The organism is Vibrio sp. Isolate32 (genome assembly GCF_022397955.1).
Taxonomy (GTDB): Bacteria; Pseudomonadota; Gammaproteobacteria; order Enterobacterales; family Vibrionaceae; genus Vibrio.
Genome location: NZ_JAKEUQ010000009.1, coordinates 36419 through 53058 on the forward strand (window position 1 = coordinate 36419; position 16640 = coordinate 53058).

Annotated in this window: 13 protein-coding genes and 1 pseudogene; 8 read left to right on the plus strand and 6 right to left on the minus strand. The window is 42.0% G+C overall.

Going from position 1 to position 16640, the window contains the following annotated elements; genetic code table 11:
• Window positions 1-18: 18 nt before the first annotated feature.
• Window positions 19-405 (minus strand): cytochrome c, encoded by a 387-nt coding sequence (locus L1D11_RS09440; RefSeq protein WP_239833620.1) that lies wholly within the window; start codon window positions 403-405, stop codon window positions 19-21.
• 936 nt (window positions 406-1341) lie between these two features.
• On the opposite strand from L1D11_RS09440, the gene L1D11_RS09445 reads away from it, so the two are divergent.
• Window positions 1342-2868, plus strand: coding sequence for a methyl-accepting chemotaxis protein (locus L1D11_RS09445; protein ID WP_239833628.1), 1527 nt, complete (start codon window positions 1342-1344; stop codon window positions 2866-2868).
• Window positions 2869-3121: 253 nt separating this feature from the next.
• Window positions 3122-3628 carry a 4-hydroxyphenylacetate 3-monooxygenase, reductase component gene (hpaC, locus tag L1D11_RS09450; protein WP_239833619.1) on the plus strand — a complete coding sequence of 169 codons (507 nt, stop codon included), beginning with the start codon at window positions 3122-3124 and terminating at the stop codon, window positions 3626-3628.
• A gap of 48 nt (window positions 3629-3676) precedes the next feature.
• Here hpaC and hpaR read toward each other — a convergent pair whose 3' ends face one another.
• Complete coding sequence (gene hpaR, locus L1D11_RS09455) at window positions 3677-4099, minus strand: homoprotocatechuate degradation operon regulator HpaR (RefSeq protein ID WP_239833618.1); 423 nt, start codon at window positions 4097-4099, stop codon at window positions 3677-3679.
• 316 nt (window positions 4100-4415) lie between these two features.
• On the opposite strand from hpaR, the pseudogene L1D11_RS09460 reads away from it, so the two are divergent.
• A pseudogene (locus L1D11_RS09460) lies at window positions 4416-5287 on the plus strand (IS982 family transposase).
• A 10-nt stretch (window positions 5288-5297) separates the two neighbouring features.
• Here the strand turns inward: L1D11_RS09460 and L1D11_RS09465 are convergent.
• Window positions 5298-6653 carry an MATE family efflux transporter gene (locus L1D11_RS09465; RefSeq protein WP_239833617.1) on the minus strand — a complete coding sequence of 452 codons (1356 nt, stop codon included), beginning with the start codon at window positions 6651-6653 and terminating at the stop codon, window positions 5298-5300.
• 412 nt (window positions 6654-7065) lie between these two features.
• Here L1D11_RS09465 and L1D11_RS09470 point away from each other — a divergent pair, with 412 nt between their 5' ends.
• The 4 genes from L1D11_RS09470 (at window position 7066) to L1D11_RS09485 (ending at window position 10721) form a co-directional block, all read left to right on the plus strand.
• Window positions 7066-7365 carry a hypothetical protein gene (locus L1D11_RS09470; protein ID WP_239834855.1) on the plus strand — a complete coding sequence of 100 codons (300 nt, stop codon included), beginning with the start codon at window positions 7066-7068 and terminating at the stop codon, window positions 7363-7365.
• A complete protein-coding gene (locus L1D11_RS09475; protein WP_239834854.1) occupies window positions 7344-7946 on the plus strand; it encodes an aspartyl/asparaginyl beta-hydroxylase domain-containing protein in 603 nt (200 codons plus the stop codon). The genes L1D11_RS09470 and L1D11_RS09475 overlap by 22 nt, the downstream gene beginning before the upstream one ends.
• A 23-nt stretch (window positions 7947-7969) precedes the next feature.
• Window positions 7970-8851, plus strand: coding sequence for a DMT family transporter (locus tag L1D11_RS22730; protein WP_239862385.1), 882 nt, complete (start codon window positions 7970-7972; stop codon window positions 8849-8851).
• A gap of 1033 nt (window positions 8852-9884) precedes the next feature.
• A complete protein-coding gene (locus L1D11_RS09485) occupies window positions 9885-10721 on the plus strand; it encodes an alpha/beta hydrolase (RefSeq protein WP_146491634.1) in 837 nt (278 codons plus the stop codon).
• A gap of 139 nt (window positions 10722-10860) precedes the next feature.
• Here L1D11_RS09485 and gcvP read toward each other — a convergent pair whose 3' ends face one another.
• The 3 genes from gcvP to L1D11_RS09500 all read right to left on the minus strand — a co-directional run bounded on the left by gcvP (window position 10861) and on the right by L1D11_RS09500 (window position 15555).
• Window positions 10861-13740, minus strand: a complete 2880-nt coding sequence (gene gcvP / locus L1D11_RS09490) for an aminomethyl-transferring glycine dehydrogenase (RefSeq protein ID WP_239833425.1) — start codon at window positions 13738-13740, stop codon at window positions 10861-10863.
• Between the two features lie 90 nt (window positions 13741-13830).
• Window positions 13831-14211 carry a glycine cleavage system protein GcvH gene (gcvH, locus tag L1D11_RS09495; protein ID WP_008216962.1) on the minus strand — a complete coding sequence of 127 codons (381 nt, stop codon included), beginning with the start codon at window positions 14209-14211 and terminating at the stop codon, window positions 13831-13833.
• Window positions 14212-14262: 51 nt separating this feature from the next.
• Window positions 14263-15555 carry a serine hydroxymethyltransferase gene (locus L1D11_RS09500; protein ID WP_239833424.1) on the minus strand — a complete coding sequence of 431 codons (1293 nt, stop codon included), beginning with the start codon at window positions 15553-15555 and terminating at the stop codon, window positions 14263-14265.
• A 440-nt stretch (window positions 15556-15995) separates the two neighbouring features.
• Here L1D11_RS09500 and L1D11_RS09505 point away from each other — a divergent pair, with 440 nt between their 5' ends.
• The gene (locus tag L1D11_RS09505; protein WP_137408198.1) at window positions 15996-16619 is read left to right on the plus strand and encodes an XRE family transcriptional regulator; all 624 of its coding nucleotides are present in this window, start codon (window positions 15996-15998) and stop codon (window positions 16617-16619) included.
• Window positions 16620-16640 lie beyond the last annotated feature (21 nt).

The window sequence follows — 16640 nt, forward strand, 5'->3', positions numbered from 1 at the left end:
GCTCCTTGCCTAGGATTTTTAATTGCTGATTGCGCTAGCGTCGCTCACCGAATTTGATTCGCTACCGAGGTTCGAATAGAAATAAGAAATATCTCGGATGTCTTGATCCGAGAGCGTATCGGCTTGTTGTTGCATAAGAACCGCTAGTCCACTGGTTCTTTCTCTTGTTTGGTAATCTTTTAACGATGAAATCAGGTAGCCCATTTTTTGCCCACGAAGGTTTGGGTAAGGGTCTTGTGTTGAAATGCCGTCGTCACCATGGCAAGTCATACACACCTTGGCTTTCTGCTTACCCAACTCGAATTGCTCTTGATCAACTTCAGCAGAAACAGGAAACATGACCAGCGTCATTACTAAGTTAGAAAGTGCCGTCATGGGGTTAAATCTTCGTTTATATAAACTCATTATCGATTCCCTTGATTATGAAGTGAGTAAGCTTTCTAAGAGCGATGCTCGATATCGGCTGGCGGAATATGAAGCGACAGATACCGGATAATGAGTCTCTTAAAACTGCCTACGTTCGGTTAAAGGTTATGCAGCAACGAGCATTCTTGCTACTTACTGACTCATATTTATTGTTCATTTTGCTGTTTGATACGTATTAATCGGGCTTATCGGATTACTTCTATCGCTCAAAAAAAGCGTTATTACCGCTAGATGTTATGTAGGTAAGGTTCAGGCGAGTTTTGGTCGAGCACGAGCTACGCAGTCTCTAGCTTAAATTCAGCATTTATCATTGTGTCATCTGTTAAGTTATGAGGTGATGATATCGCCTCTAACTAGGTGGCTAAATTCACTTTACCACTATACCAAGAGGAACTAGCGCAGAAAGCATGACTTCATTTTGCCACTGGGGTAGAAAAGCGTTACAAAAATCTTCGACATGCCAAAGTAGGCCAGTTGAATTTTTCACAGCTGGTTCCTTTTCGATGATTTCCTTCTTAGTCGAAGACCTGAACGCAGAACCAGCTTTTAGTCCCAATCTATTTTTATTCCGAGCTCGGGCTAATTACGAAACATCAAAGGGGAGCGGTGCGCAGTTAGATGACAATGTTTACATATATTTTTTGAAGTAACCAAATTACTTGTTGATATGATTTCCAAGTTTAGGTTACGCGTTATATACGCCCGAATGTAACGTAAGCGTGACTGGTATGTGTTTTTTGTATAACTTTAGCTAAAGTTATCGCGATTTTTACAGATAAAGGATTAGTGTTGAGTTCTAATATGGGATACAACGTGCGAGCTTTAGTTCCGCTTTTTGAAACCTTTAGAAAATTTTTAACAGACTTTCATCGAGACACCTAAATGAAGAAGACAATCCTATTAGCCGTTTTTATTATGTTTGGCATTGCAGTCGCTGCGAGTATGGCGTCAACGTATTTTATTTCAAGCGAAAAAATTGATGAGATAATATTGAACAAATCTCAAGTTCAAGCTGAATTTTTAGCTGATAATGCAGGGTATATATTAGAGAACTCGGACACTCCAGTTCAAGATTTACAAAAACTAGTGGGTGAGCTGAAACAGCGAGCTGATGTCACTTACGCCATTGTTATTGATAGTAATGTAAGTGCTATTGCTCACAGTGATAAAAGTAAACTGAATAAAGTTTATAAAGATAGCTATACCGTTAAAGGTGCAACCCAAGGCGAACAACAGTATTCAAAATGGTACGCTGATCTTCAACAAGTGTGGGTGTTTGACATCATGGCACCTATCTACGTTAACGGTGAGCTGTATGGTACTTTTGATATTGGTATCCCTATCACAGAGGTTAGCCAAGCAACGAACGGTATTATTAGCTACCAGCTTGCTTCAATGGTTTTCATTTTTGTTGTTTGTCTCGTTGTTCTATCGCTTCTTCTAAGCAAACTGATGCGACCTCTCTTGGTATTGAAAAATACACTACATGATATTTCTAAAGGTGATGGCGATTTATCGGTACGTTTGCCTATCAAAGGGAATGACGAAGTTGCTCAAATCTCATCGGCTTTCAATGTGTTCGTTGGCAAAGTGCACGAGATAATTACACAAACAGTGAATACGGGTGTTGAATTAAATAGTACTGCTATTAGTCTTCGTGAGCAGTCACAGCAAGCATTGCAAAGGGGGCAAGAACAAAATGAACAAACCATGTTGGTCGTCACGTCGATGAACGAAATGATTGCCACGGTTAATGAAATTGCGTCAAGCGCGGCGGGTGCCGCAAATGCAGCAAACTTGGCAGCGAGTGAAACTCAAGGAGGCCATAAGACGATCGAGAAGACCACAACTTCCATCGCAAACCTCGAAGCTGAAATGAATAGCGCTTCTAATATCATCGTGAGCCTTGCTGATAATACCCAGTCGATCGGTACTATTCTCGACGTTATTCGAGGTATCTCTGAGCAAACAAACTTGCTTGCGCTTAATGCTGCAATTGAAGCCGCTCGTGCCGGTGAAGCTGGCAGAGGTTTTGCGGTTGTTGCTGACGAAGTTCGTAACCTTGCTACAAAAACCGCGCAGTCTACCGATGAAATTGACACGATGATCAACCAACTTCAAACCGAAGCTAAGAACGCTGTTAGCTCCATGAGTAATAGTAAGAGCTTAATTGAAGAGGGTACGGTTGAAACTGAAATGGCTCGCCGAGCTTTGGAAAAAATATCTACACAAGTTTTGTCTATTCTCGATATTAACACTCAAGTCGCAACGGCAACGGAGCAACAATCCGCGGTGGCGAATGAGATTAATATGAATATGGATACCGTCAATAACTTAGTCAAAAATGGTTTGAGCGCCAGTGAGAAGTTAGAGCAATCAAGTAAGCAACTGGCAGGGTTATCACAAGTTCTCGAGCGTTATGTTGGTTCATTTAAAATCTAGCTATCCCAACATACCTCATTAAGAGATATGTTAATTTTTCAGTTACTTTATAGCGCTTATGTCATCCATAAGCGCTTTTTTGTATCAGTCAACGTATGTATGTTTAAATGAACAAACCAATCAACCTTCGAAAAATGCAAGCGATTGTATTAACTGTCTATGTTCGAAGAGGATGTTCTGTTCCAAAATAGGCTTACACAACAAGGCATGCTTAAGAAAGTGCCAATGTAAGTCATCAAAAGAGGAATAGAGTATGTCTCTACAACAGGAATTTCGTAATGCAATGTCTAAGCTTGCAGCCGCCGTCAACATTGTAACTACTGGCGGCCAAGCCGGTACCGTTGGCATTACCGCCACGGCAGTATGTTCGGTGACAGACAGCCCTGCAACAGTTCTGGTATGCGTAAATCGATCAAGTGCTTCAAATGAAATCTTTAAAAAAAATGGTCGCTTGTGTGTAAATACTTGTGCCAGTGAGCATCAAGAACTGTCAATGCATTTTGCAGGAATGACCTCTGTAGAGATGGCAGAGCGCTTTGCGTTTGAAGGTTGGAAGTTAAACCAGTATCAAGTACCTGTACTAGAGGGCTCACTGACGACTTTGGAAGGGCGCATCAGTGATATCAGTGAAGTGGGTACGCATTCAGTATTTTTTGTGCATGTGGAGTCGATTACAACACAAGATAAAGATGCTTTAATGTATTTCGACCGTCAATTCAAACATCTAAAAGCTAATGTGAAATTGGCCGAAGTTACTTAACGCATAATGTAAAACGAACATAAAAAAGCACTCACAAGTGTGGGTATTTTAGTTTTCGTTATTGATAAGTTCGTTGAGTAAGTTGGAAAGTTGAGTGTATTGATCTTCCCCAATTCGTTCTTTTAAGGCCGAGTACTGAACCTCAATTTGTGGACGCAGTTTTTCAACGAGGGCTTTTGCATCATCAGTCAGGTACAAAAACGATTTACGTTTATCATACTGACATTTCTTTTTTTCAACATATCCAAGTATATTAAGTCGGTTGATGATACCTGTTAAGCTCGGGCTAAGAATACACGACTCACGCGAAAGGGTAGTGAAATCAATTTCTCCCTTGGTATCTAAAACTCGCATGACACGCCATTGTTGTTCAGTGAGATCATTGTTAGTGAGCACTGGGCGGAAGTAATCCATAGCGATGTCTCTAGCGCGAATCAATTGCAGCGGAAGAGAATCTTCGTATTTTGTCACTAAGTTAACCTTAATAATGTCCCTTTGATCAAACCATATAATAGAGTAGGGGTTAAGTCTATTATTGGTGGTTAATTTGAATACTAAGTTTTATAGATATTGCAAATAAATAGAAGAACCTCTCAATTAAGTGGTTCTTCATGCCGTGGAAACAGAAAACCACGGGTTTATATGTGGATGAATGTCAGTTCCTGACAAAATGAGCCTGCTAATAAGCTATCTTAACCTGAACTCGGGATAAAAAAGAAGGGAACTAAAAGCTGGTTCTCCGATCAGATCTTTCGACCAAGAGAGAAAAATCGCAAAGGAACCAGCTATGCATAAACTAGTAGACTTATTTTGCCATGTCGATGACTTTTGTAAGGCTTTTCTACCTCAGTGGCAAAAACTTCAGCTTGAAAGCGGCGAACGAAAGCGCAACCGCAAAGGCCGGATGTCCGAAAGCGAAATCATGACAATCATTATCGCTTTCCATATGTCTCATCAGCGTGATTTCAAAAACGTTTACCTTGGGATCGTGCGTCGCCACTACAAGAGTTATTTCCCAACTCTGCTCAGTTACCACGGTTTCTTGAAGTAATGCCTTCAGTTCTTGTGCCACTCAGCTCTTTCTTTACCCATGTCAAAGGTGAACCGACAGGCATTGAATTTATTGATTCTACGAGTATAAAAGTCTGCCACAACTTACGCATTCCGAGACATAAGGTTTTCAAAGGAACGGCGGCAAGGGGTAAAGGTACAATGGGCTGGTTTTATGGATTTAAACTTCACATCATAACCCATCATCTTGGCGATATCGTTGCAGCCAAACTTACCCCCGCCAATACCGATGATAGAAAGCCAGTCCGGGAACTATCAAAAGGCCTGCTCGACAAGCCCTATGCAGACAAAGGCTATATCAGTAAAGCACTTACCGAAGATTTAAAAGAAGACGGAATCACCCTAATTACCACCCACCGCAAGAACATGAAGCCGAAGGTACTTGCTGCTTGGGATAGAGCGATGCTGTCAAAAAGGTTCATTATCGAAACCATCAATGACCAACTGAAAAACATCTCTCAGATAGAGCACTCTCGTCATCGGAGCCTACATGGATTTATGCTGAACCTACTTGGCGGGTTAATCGCTTACTGTCTGAAGCCAGAAAAGCCATCGCTTAATATTACGAACACTGAAAAACAGGACTGATGGCGATGGCTTAAACCGATCTGAGGTTAATTACGTATCGCAAGCGAATTAACATCAGTGTCGCTGATACGCTCAAGCCCGTTAGGATACCAATCCAAAAGCCTTCTTCACCCATTGCAGGAACAATGTAGTCTGTTAAACCCAACACCATGCCCAGTGGTAGTGCTAAGCCCCAGTATGAAGCGATAGCTAAGATCATCGGGATCTTAGTGTCTTTATAGCCACGCAACGCGCCGTTGGCTGAGGTTTGCAATGCATCGCTGAATTGGTACATCGCCGTAAAGGTCAACAATACTGCTGCTGTCGCGCTAATTGCTGGGTCGGTGGTGTAAAGCCTAATGATCCATTCAGGGAACAGAAGGAACATCGCAACCGAAAGTAATGATATCAACGCGGCAACCAAAATGCCGACTTTGCTGCGTTCAATTGCGCCTAGTTCATCTTTTTCACCTAGCGCGTGTCCAACACGAATCGTGATGCCAAATGAGATACTCATCGGAATCACGTAAGTTAGGCTCGAGATGTTAAGTGCAATTTGTGCTGCTGCCACGTTCTCTGCACCAATACGGCCAATCATTAATGCGATTACCGCAAAGATGCTGCCACATACAGCGATGTTCATCCCGATAGGTAAACCTAATCTTAGAAGGTGAAGCATCTCTTTTGCTTTTGGCTTCGCGTCTGCAAAGCTGATGATGGCCTTGTAGTGGTGATGACCTTTAATGTAGGAATACAGCATCCCCGACATTAACCAATACACTAAGCTTGTCGCCCAGCCACAACCCACAGCACCCATTTCAGGGAAGCCGAATTTACCGTAGATAAGCACGTAGTTGACCGGAATATTCACCAACAGACCAACCACAGAAATGATCATCGGTACTTTGGTGTTGTTCATACCTTCACAGAAGCCATTCAAGGTGTAGAACAGGGCAATACCCGGCACACCAAAGGCTAGGGCAAAGGCATAATCACTGCCGATAGGGATGATCTCAGCGGCAACCCCAATCCATTCTAAGATCGGTTTCGCACTCACCAAGTAAGCGATAAGTAGCACACTCGCTATTAATGCCAACCAAACCATCTGGAAGAATTCAACAGAGATACTTTGAAAGTCACGTGCGCCACGGTGGTAAGCGACAACAGGCGTTAACGCCATAATCACGCCACGCAGTAGCAGCAACACAGGAATCCAAAGGCTGGTACCAAGTGCAATAGCGGCAAGATCGGCAGGGCTTACTTGGCCAGCCATTGTCGTATCGACAAATCCCATCGCTTGGGTCGCTATTTGAGTCAAAATGATTGGAACCGAAAGATGCATAAGCGCACCCGATTCACGAGTAAAAGGACGAAGTTTCGTTAGCATGGAAGTTCACAACACCAATATAAATACACGAATGATGACAGGATGGCCGGTGTGCATTTTAGGATGTGCCCCGTTGGGCGGGCGACAATATAAACACCTTACCGTATAGGGTCAAGCTTTGAACTGAACAAACTAAATAGCGAGTAATGTGGTGTTGTTTTTTGCATTTTAATCAAACACTTATGATTTTTCTGAATCTGACTTGTGGTGGTTCTATCTGAGGTTAAAACGGTACTAACTCTTGTTTAAATGGCATTTATATAATTAAAAGTATGCTTTTATATGTGTTAAGTCATATATTGATTTTAAAAATAATTAAACCATTGATAGTTGTTTGTTGTTGAGTACTATGTACGAACGTAAAATGCGTGTTACAAAACATTAGTAAAAACAAAAATAAAAGGTTAATAAATTGAAATCCAAAACTAAGTTGCTAGGAAGAATCGACTTTGAAAGTAATTCTTTAAGGAAAGACCTTGATATCATATCTAAGTTCCCTGTGTTTGAAGAAGAATACAACGAATTTAATAGTGGTACGTGGATAAACAATTCATTGTGGAATGATGACGGGGATTATCAAAATACCCAGTACAAAGATAATAAAAACAAAGCGAAGATGACCGAACTAGGTAAGCAAACGTTATATATCAATGAAATTATCAATAAGTACTTTGACGTAGAAATCTTAAAATGGTTAGGACGCGTAACTTAATAAATGGTCAAGTTATACCGCACAAAGATTTTATTGAATTGGGTGATAATAAGGGAAAATATATACGTGTATTAATTCCTCTTGAAACTTCGTTAACTTCTTATCATAGTGATGAAGACTACGGGGTATTTAGAATGCTTAAGGGTGATATTTGGATGCTTGATGCAAGTGTAGTCCATGCAGCATACAATTTTGGTGATGGGAACCGAGTTATTCTTTGTTTAGATTTTCAATATGATGGTGTAGATAATGTAGACCCCTCACTTATATTCAAAGAAAAATCTATTCATGATGAAACCATAGAAGCTATGGTATTTCAAAGGGCACCCCTTCGAGAGCAAGATGTTTCAGATTTTATTTTTGATATCTCAAAGTCAATTTATAACCTTGAAGATCTTAAAAGTGCGATTTTGAAAGTATCTAGTGCTCATGTTCATCACGATATACCAATTAAAGAGACGTACGATATCCTTATTGAAGCTACGAAGTCTAAAGGTGGCGATATATATAATACTTGCCATGAAATGAAGGAATATTACACTGTTAATAGAAAGTTAGGCGAAAGATTCACTACAGTGTAGTTTTTATAGCTGGGAGGCTATCTGTGAAATATTTAGGATGGATTTTTGTTTTTCTGTGGGCTTCCGGCTATATCGCGTCTTCGATAGGATTGAGTTATACTAACCCACTTACTTTTATAACGCTTAGAGTGATTGTTGCATTATTTGTTTTCGTAATTATTAATTTTTTAATATTAAGAAATAATAAAGTAGATAATAGGAGTATGGTACATGCCATGATTGTAGGAGTGTTTATACAATTTCTCTATCCGGTCTTTTTCTCTTATTCATTGGTGTCAGGAATCAGTCCTGCGATGTTGACGATAGTCTTAGGATTACAGCCAGTTTTAACGTTAATAGTATCTAGAGATCTAAATTCGAAATTTCAAATTTATGGGGTCTTAGGTTGTGTACTCGGTACATTGATTTTTTCGGTGGAAAATTTCAGCTTGGGAACGACAAATTTTGAAAATCTTATACTTGCAATCTTGTCGTTATTAGGTGTTACATTTGGTTCTATACATCAAAAAAAATATTGTTCAAACATACCTATTGAAAAAAACATGTTGTTTCAATGTTTTTCAGCAACACTAATACTATTGCCTACAACTATTATTTTTAGTGAGTTTAAATTTGATGTGAACAATATTTCCATATCAGCATTACTTTGGCAGTCACTTTTAATTTCTGTGCTTTCATCTATGCTCCTTATAAAAGCCTTAAAATCGGGTACGGTGACTAATGTATCTACGTACTTTTCTTGTGTCCCAGCTGCCACTGCCGTAATGGCATACATATTTTTTGATTCTGTAATAACAGTAAATATGATGTTGGGTATGTTTTTGATATTTGGATGCACTTGGCTTATACAAAACCAAAATTGGATTGATGTTTTTTTTGAAAATAGAGCCAAGCAGAAAACGTAAGTATAGGTTTGCTATTTTTTTTGCTTACTAAGTCTATTCTATAGTCGACAATAATATATTATAAAGACCACTTATAAACGTGGTCTTTTCCTATCATAAGAAATATAATGATTTTATTAAAGAAGATGACGTTGCGGGCAGTGTTAATTATTGGTTGAGTCTTTGTCTGATTATTAATTATAGTCCTTCGCGAATGGTCTATATGGTCTATATGGCCTTTTGGGCCTTTTGTGTTTATATGAAAACTGGCCAAGGTTAAGCTACATTAAAAATGTTTAATCCAAGTCATTTAAATAAAACTGAATCACCTTTCAATGTTTCGTTTCTCAACAAGTTTACCACATAATTTTAGTCCGCTTAACGTGGACATTATATGCCCAGGTTGGATATCTTATTGAGGGGATAATGAAAGATCCAGATAGCGAGTGTTCTAAGTGGAAACTCGAGAGAATAAAGGGGCGCCTGAATTTGTTATTCGTACTGCATTTTCTGCTATTTTTGGGGTGATGATCGGTCGAAGTATTGCCCCGTTGTCTATTTTTTAGAAACAGCTTGAAGTTGGACGAAAACTACTAATGTACTAATGAGTGGTGTTTGGGTATCTGTTGGCAGACTTCCTCTTAATTTCATAATTTGGTTGTGGCGTGAAAGAAAGGATAAACGTCATACCGCTAGGTTTAAACAACACATTGAACACACTACTATGGCACCAACTATTTTTGTATACCATCACTTCTTAGCTTCAAATCTGGCAGCGTGTAAACTTCTTACTGCCACAAAGCCAACAGAAACACAAAAAGACCAATCCCAAGTGTGACTTTCAAAAATAAGCCAAGAGGGGCTCTACCTTTTGGCGCTTTGTTACAACATCCCATAATCGTTTCCTAGTCATATTGAACTCGTGAGTTAACCTTAAACCTTTCCCTTACGGTAAGGTCAATGAGTTTATAAAACTTCACCAAATTAACCTTTCTTATCGTGTTGGATTCGTTATGATAAATCCAAATTCTGCGATTAGAAGTGAGAGGGTAATGTGTTGATAGAAAGGTGGTTAGAGATTGATGGTGACCAGCTTTATTGCTTGTCGACTGACATCAAAGAGTCTCAGGAAACATTAGTGTTAATTCATGGGTTGGGTGAGTCACATTTATGTTTTGCCGACTCGTTAGATTGGCTCCCGAATTACAACTTAGTCATGTTCGACCTTTGTGGTTATGGCTATTCTCCTGCTTCAGACATATCCCATTCAACAGAAACCCAAGCAAAGCGAATATTGAAAGCTCTCGACCTATTGAGCATCAATGATTGCTTTCTACTTGGGCACTCTTGGGGCGGCGATACATCGACGTTGGTTTGTGAATACGACACGAAAGGTATCGTGCGTGGTTTCATTAATGCTGAAGGCGGGTTGCACGAAGAAAGCATCATTCTATCCCAGATTATTGCAGACACATATTCTGAACTAAGTACTGATGAATTTACGAACTGGGTGAAAGGAGAAGGTTTCTCAAAACGTTTTGCCATGGCTTGGGGACACGGAGCGGGTGTTAAGTATCTTTCGTCAGTTAGACGATGTGAGCCAGAGGTTCTTGGTCAAACCGCCAGTGAAATCTACGGGCAACATGCGACTCAAGATATCCGTGGCGTGGTTGGCTGGGGACAAATCTACGAAAACTTATCCATACCTAAAGTATATTTTTGGGGTACTGACAGCTTAAAGGGGTGTGAACGTGCGAAAGTGTTTATTAGTACGCTAGGCAATGTTTCGTTTGAGGGCGCAAACCACTGGGTGCAAAACGATCCGGCTAAGTTCTATGCAGAAGTAGACAAATTTATTACTTGTGTTAAAAGCGCACCAAAGCTTAGGTAACCATTAGCCATACTCAAACCAATATGTGTATTGCGGACTAGATTGAAGGATCTTAGCCTATCAGCTTAAAATAATTGACTATCCAACAAAAAAAAGCGAACCAAATGGTTCGCTTTTGCTTATCTAAAATCGACAAAAATTAGTCTTCGTAGTTATCGATGCTTGGGCAAGAACAGATTAGGTTACGGTCGCCGTATACGTTGTCTACACGGTTAACAGTAGGCCAGTACTTCGAGTTCTTCGTTGCTTTCGATGGGAAGCAAGCGAGTTCGCGAGAGTAAGGGCGATCCCATTCTGCGCCTGAAAGATCAACTTGTGTGTGCGGCGCGTTCACTAGAGGGTTGTTGTCTAGTGGCCATTCACCCGCTTTCACTGCTGCCATTTCGTGACGGATTGCGATCATCGCTTCACAGAAACGGTCTAGCTCTTCTAAATCTTCAGATTCAGTTGGCTCTACCATTAGTGTGCCCGCTACTGGGAAAGACATAGTAGGTGCGTGGAAACCGAAGTCCATTAGACGCTTAGCAATATCTTCTTCGCTGATGCCTGTGTCTTCTTTAAGTGGACGAATATCGATAATACATTCGTGCGCTACGCGGCCGTTAGTACCACGGTAAAGAACAGGGTAGTGAGGACGTAGTTTTTCCATCACGTAGTTCGCGTTCAGAATCGCTACTTTCGTTGCGTCTGTTAGGCCAGGTTCGCCCATCATAGCGATGTAAGCCCAAGAGATAGGTAGAATCGAAGCACTACCTAAATCTGCTGCTGATACCGCGTAGTCAGAACCTTGTACACCGTTTTCGATGTGACCCGGTAGGAAAGGTGCTAGGTGCGATTTAACACCGATAGGACCCATACCCGGACCGCCACCACCGTGTGGGATACAGAAAGTTTTGTGTAGGTTCAAGTGAGATACGTCTGAACCGATGAAGCCAGGTGAAGTTAAACCTACTTGAGCGTTCATGTTCGCGCCGTCTAGGTAAACCTGACCGCCCGCTGCGTGTACTTGTTCACACACTTCTTTCACTTGCTCTTCGTATACGCCGTGTGTAGAAGGGTAAGTGATCATGATGCTTGATAGGTTTTCTTTGTGCTTCTCGATTTTCGCTGCTAAGTCTGTCATGTCGATGTTGCCATCTTCATCACACTTAACAACCACTACCTTCATTGAAACCATTGATGCTGTTGCAGGGTTAGTACCGTGCGCAGAGCTTGGAATCAGACAAACGTTACGGTGAGCTTCACCGCGGCTTGCATGGTAACGTTGAATTGCGATTAGACCTGCGTATTCGCCAGATGCACCAGAGTTAGGCTGTAGTGAGAAATCGTCGTAACCAGTGATTTCACATAGCTTCTCTTTAAGATCTTTTGCTAGTGCCGTGTAACCAGCAGCTTGCTCAAGAGGTGCGAATGGGTGAATTGAACCAAACTCGGGCCATGTTACTGGGATCATCTCAGCAGCAGCGTTCAGCTTCATCGTACAGCTGCCCAGTGGGATCATGCCGTGCGTTAGTGAGAAGTCTTTGTTCTCAAGCTGTTTTAGGTAACGCATCATTTGCGTTTCGCTGTGGTGCGTGTTGAATACTGGGTGAGTTAGGAACTCTGATTCACGACGGCAGTTTTCTGGTATTGCCGCAAATTCGTTTGATGCAATGTCAGAAGATAGTGCTTGAACGTCTTCTTTCACGTCGAAGATTGCGAACAGTGCGTTCACGTCGTCGATTGTGGTTGTTTCATCTAAGCTGATACCGATCTTACCTGGAAGTAGACGTAGGTTGATGTCTGTTGCTTGCGCTTTCGCGTACAGTGCATCTGTCTTCTCTTCAGAGTTGATTGTGATGGTATCGAAGAAGCTGTTGTTCGTTAGCTCGTAACCGGCTTTAGTCAGGCCAGCCGCTAGGATAGCTGTCATGTGGTGTGTACGACGAGCAATAGTACGTAGGCCTTCTGCACCGTGGTAAACCGCGTAGAAAGACGCCATGTTTGCTAGAAGTGCTTGAGCTGTACAGATGTTCGATGTCGCTTTCTCGCGGCGGATGTGTTGCTCACGAGTTTGCATTGCCATGCGTAGCGCTTGGTTACCGTGCGTATCGATAGAAACACCGATTACACGACCTGGCATTGTACGCTTGTGCTTTTCACGAGTTGCCATGAATGCAGCGTGTGGACCGCCGTAACCCATAGGAACACCAAAGCGCTGAGCTGAACCGATTACTACGTCTGCACCCATTTCGCCTGCTGGCTTAAGTAGAGCAGAAGCAAGTAGATCTGTTGCAACAGTTACAAGCGTTTTGTTTGCTTGAGCTTTAGCAATTACGTCTGTTAGGTCGCGAACTTCGCCTGTTGTGCCAGGGTATTGAACTAGTGCACCAAATACGTCTTGCTCTGGAAGTGTTTCAAGAGCGCCAACCATTACTTCAAAACCGATGTACTCAGCACGAGTTTTAACAACTTCTAGTGTTTGAGGGTGAACATCGTCAGCTACGAAGAATACTTTGCTCTTGCTCTTACCAGCACGCTTACACAGTGTCATTGCCTCGCCAGCCGCTGTCGCTTCATCAAGAAGAGACGCGTTCGCGATTTCCATACCAGTTAGGTCCATGACCATTTGTTGGTAGTTAAGCAGAGACTCAAGACGGCCTTGAGAAATCTCTGGTTGGTATGGTGTGTAAGCTGTGTACCAGCCCGGGTTCTCTAAAACGTTACGTAGAATAACGTTTGGAGTGAATGTGTTGTAGTAGCCTTGGCCAATGAAAGTACGTTTCACTTGGTTTAGGTTAGCGATCTCTTTAAGAGAGGTCAGCATGTCCATTTCGCTCAGTGGCGCAGCAAGTGTCATTGGTTTTTCAAGACGGATTTGTGCAGGAACCGTTTCGTCGATCAGTGCATCTAGGCTAGTCGCATTGATCGCTTCAAGCATTTTTTGCTGGTCTGCTTTATTTGGGCCGTTATGACGAGCAACAAACTCGTTTTGTGTACCCAAGTCTTTCAGTAATTGGCTTTGAAGTAATTCAGTCATGATATCGTTCTACTTTCTCTCTGGAGCCGTGAGCTAGCCCCTAAAATTAAGCTGCTCACAAGAGCAGCTTTATCGTAATGAGGTTACCTATTAGTCTTCTTCGATAGAGCTTAGGTATTCTTCCGCATCTTTAAGGTTGTCTAGTTCAGACGCATCAGACATCTTCACTTTAACAATCCAACCACCTTCATAAGGTTCTTCGTTGATTAGCTCTGGGCTATCTTCTAGTTCTTCGTTGATTTCTACGATTTCGCCAGAGATTGGCGCGTAGATATCAGAAGCAGCTTTAACTGACTCAACTAGAGAGAAGCTTTCGCCAGCTTCAATTTCGTCTTCAGTTTCAGGCAGGTCAACAAACACAACGTCACCTAGCATCTCTTGAGCGTGCTCAGAAATACCGATAGTTACAGTACCGTCACCGTTGTCTTTTACCCACTCGTGGCTGTCTGCAAACTTTAGTGTATTGTCCATTGCTTATTCTCCAAAAATTTATGAGGTTTTAATTTAAATCTTAAAAACGGTCTAACGGTAAAGAGGGAAGCGCTTGCAAAGCTCTTTAACTTGCTTGCGAACACGTTGCTCAACTTCAGCATTGCCTTCAGGGCTTTCAACTAAGCCATCAAGTACATCGCCGATCCATTCACCGATAAGTTTGAATTCTTCTGTGCCAAAACCACGACTGGTTCCAGCTGGCGTACCTAAACGAATACCAGAAGTAATCATAGGCTTCTCTGTATCGAATGGTATGCCATTTTTGTTACATGTGATGCCCGCACGCTCTAATGCTTCTTCAGTTACGTTGCCTTTCAAGCCCTTAGGACGAAGGTCAACCAGCATTAGGTGCGTATCAGTTCCGCCAGTCACAATGTCACAACCGCGAGTTTGCAACACTTCAGCAAGAACTTTTGCGTTATCGATCACTGAATTAATATAAGTATTAAATTCTGGGCCAAGTGCTTCACCAAATGCTACAGCTTTAGCCGCAATTACGTGCATTAGCGGGCCGCCTTGTAGGCCAGGGAATACTGCAGAGTTGATCTTTTTGTTGATGTCTTCGTGGTTAGTCAGAATCATACCGCCGCGTGGGCCACGAAGTGTTTTATGCGTTGTTGTCGTTACAACGTGTGCGTGTGGTAGTGGGCTAGGGTGAGCACCTGTCGCGATAAGACCCGCGATGTGTGCCATATCTACCATTAAGATAGCGCCAACTTCGTCAGCGATTTCACGGAATTTAGCGAAGTCGATAACGCGAGGGATAGCACTACCACCAGCAATAATCATTTTTGGTTGGCTTTCGATAGCTAAAGCGCGAACCGCTTCGTAATCGATTTTAAGAGTGTCGTGGTCTACACCATATTGAACTGCGTTGAACCATTTACCAGAAAGAGCAGGGCGTGCACCGTGTGTAAGGTGACCACCAGCGTCAAGAGACATACCTAGGATAGTGTCGCCAGGTTGAAGTAGGGCAAGTTTAACTGCGCCGTTCGCTTGAGCGCCTGAGTGAGGCTGTACGTTCGCGTATTCACACTTGAACAGCTGCTTAGCGCGTTCAATAGCAATAGCTTCAACGGTATCTACGTGCTCACAACCACCGTAGTAACGACGGCCTGGGTAGCCTTCTGCGTATTTGTTGGTGAGGCAAGTGCCTTGAGCTTGCATTACTGCTTTAGAAACGATGTTCTCAGAAGCAATAAGTTCGATTTGTTCGTTTTGACGAGTGTTCTCTGCTTGGATTCCAGCAAATACTGCGTCGTCAGTCGCAGATAGGTTCGTAGAGAAAAAACTGTCTAAGCTATGGTTTTGGTAAGCGTTCATTGTCGAGACCTTTGATTAAGCTAATGGTGATTGTTTTTATAGTCCATTAGGTCTTACGTTGATTTCTGCATCGGTATCGTTTGCATTATATAGGTGTATAAACAGTGCCTTGCTTCTTATTTATACGACCATAGCGTCAAAGCGATCGTTGTAGGGTCAATGCAGCACGAATTGGTTCCCAAAAATTTCGGGTAAAAAACAGCTCTTGCAAATGTTAAATCTATCACTTGCTGCAAGCCGAAGTAGCATCTCTTCATCTAACAAGTCGATAACATAGCTCCGATAAAATCAATTTTCAACAAAAATTTCCAATAGGAAACAGTTTTTCTTGTTTTGCTACAGGGAGCACGCTTTATTTCCCTGTGTGCTCTTTAATCAACAAAGCGCTTCATGCAACAATGAAATTAATAGACAGGAAGTAAGAAATAAATGAGGGACCTATGTCAGAAGACATTTATGATGAGTACCCATCTTTAACGTTGGCGAAAGAGACGTTAGATCAGAATATCGAACCACTTAAGCTCGGCCAGCGTATTAAAGATATCCGCAGCAAGCTGGGCATTACGTTAGAAGAGGCGAGCCAACGTACTGGTTTGGCGCGCTCTACGCTGAGTAAAATCGAGAACGAACAAATCTCACCGACGTTCCAAGCGATGCAGAAATTGGCTATGGGTTTGCAAATCGATATGCCGCAACTCTTTGAGCCGCCAAGAAAAAAAGTTGCCACAGGACGTCGTGACTTAACCAAAGCAGGCCAGGGTAAACCTCACCCAACACCAACTTACGAGCATGAGTTGCTGGCGACTGAGCTTTCCAACAAAAAGATGATGCCATTCAAAAGCCGTGTCAGAGCACGTGCTTTTGAAGAGTATAATGATTGGGTCCGTCACGATGGAGAGGAGTTCTTAATGGTAATCTCTGGTGATGTGATGTTCTACTCAGAGTTCTATGAGCCTGTACCGATGAGTGAAGGGGATAGCATGTATTACGACGCCAACATGGGACATATGTTGATTTCTACTAGTACAGAAGATGCACTGATTTTGTGGGTGACTGCAAAATAAGTTAACAAAGTTAGAATTTCT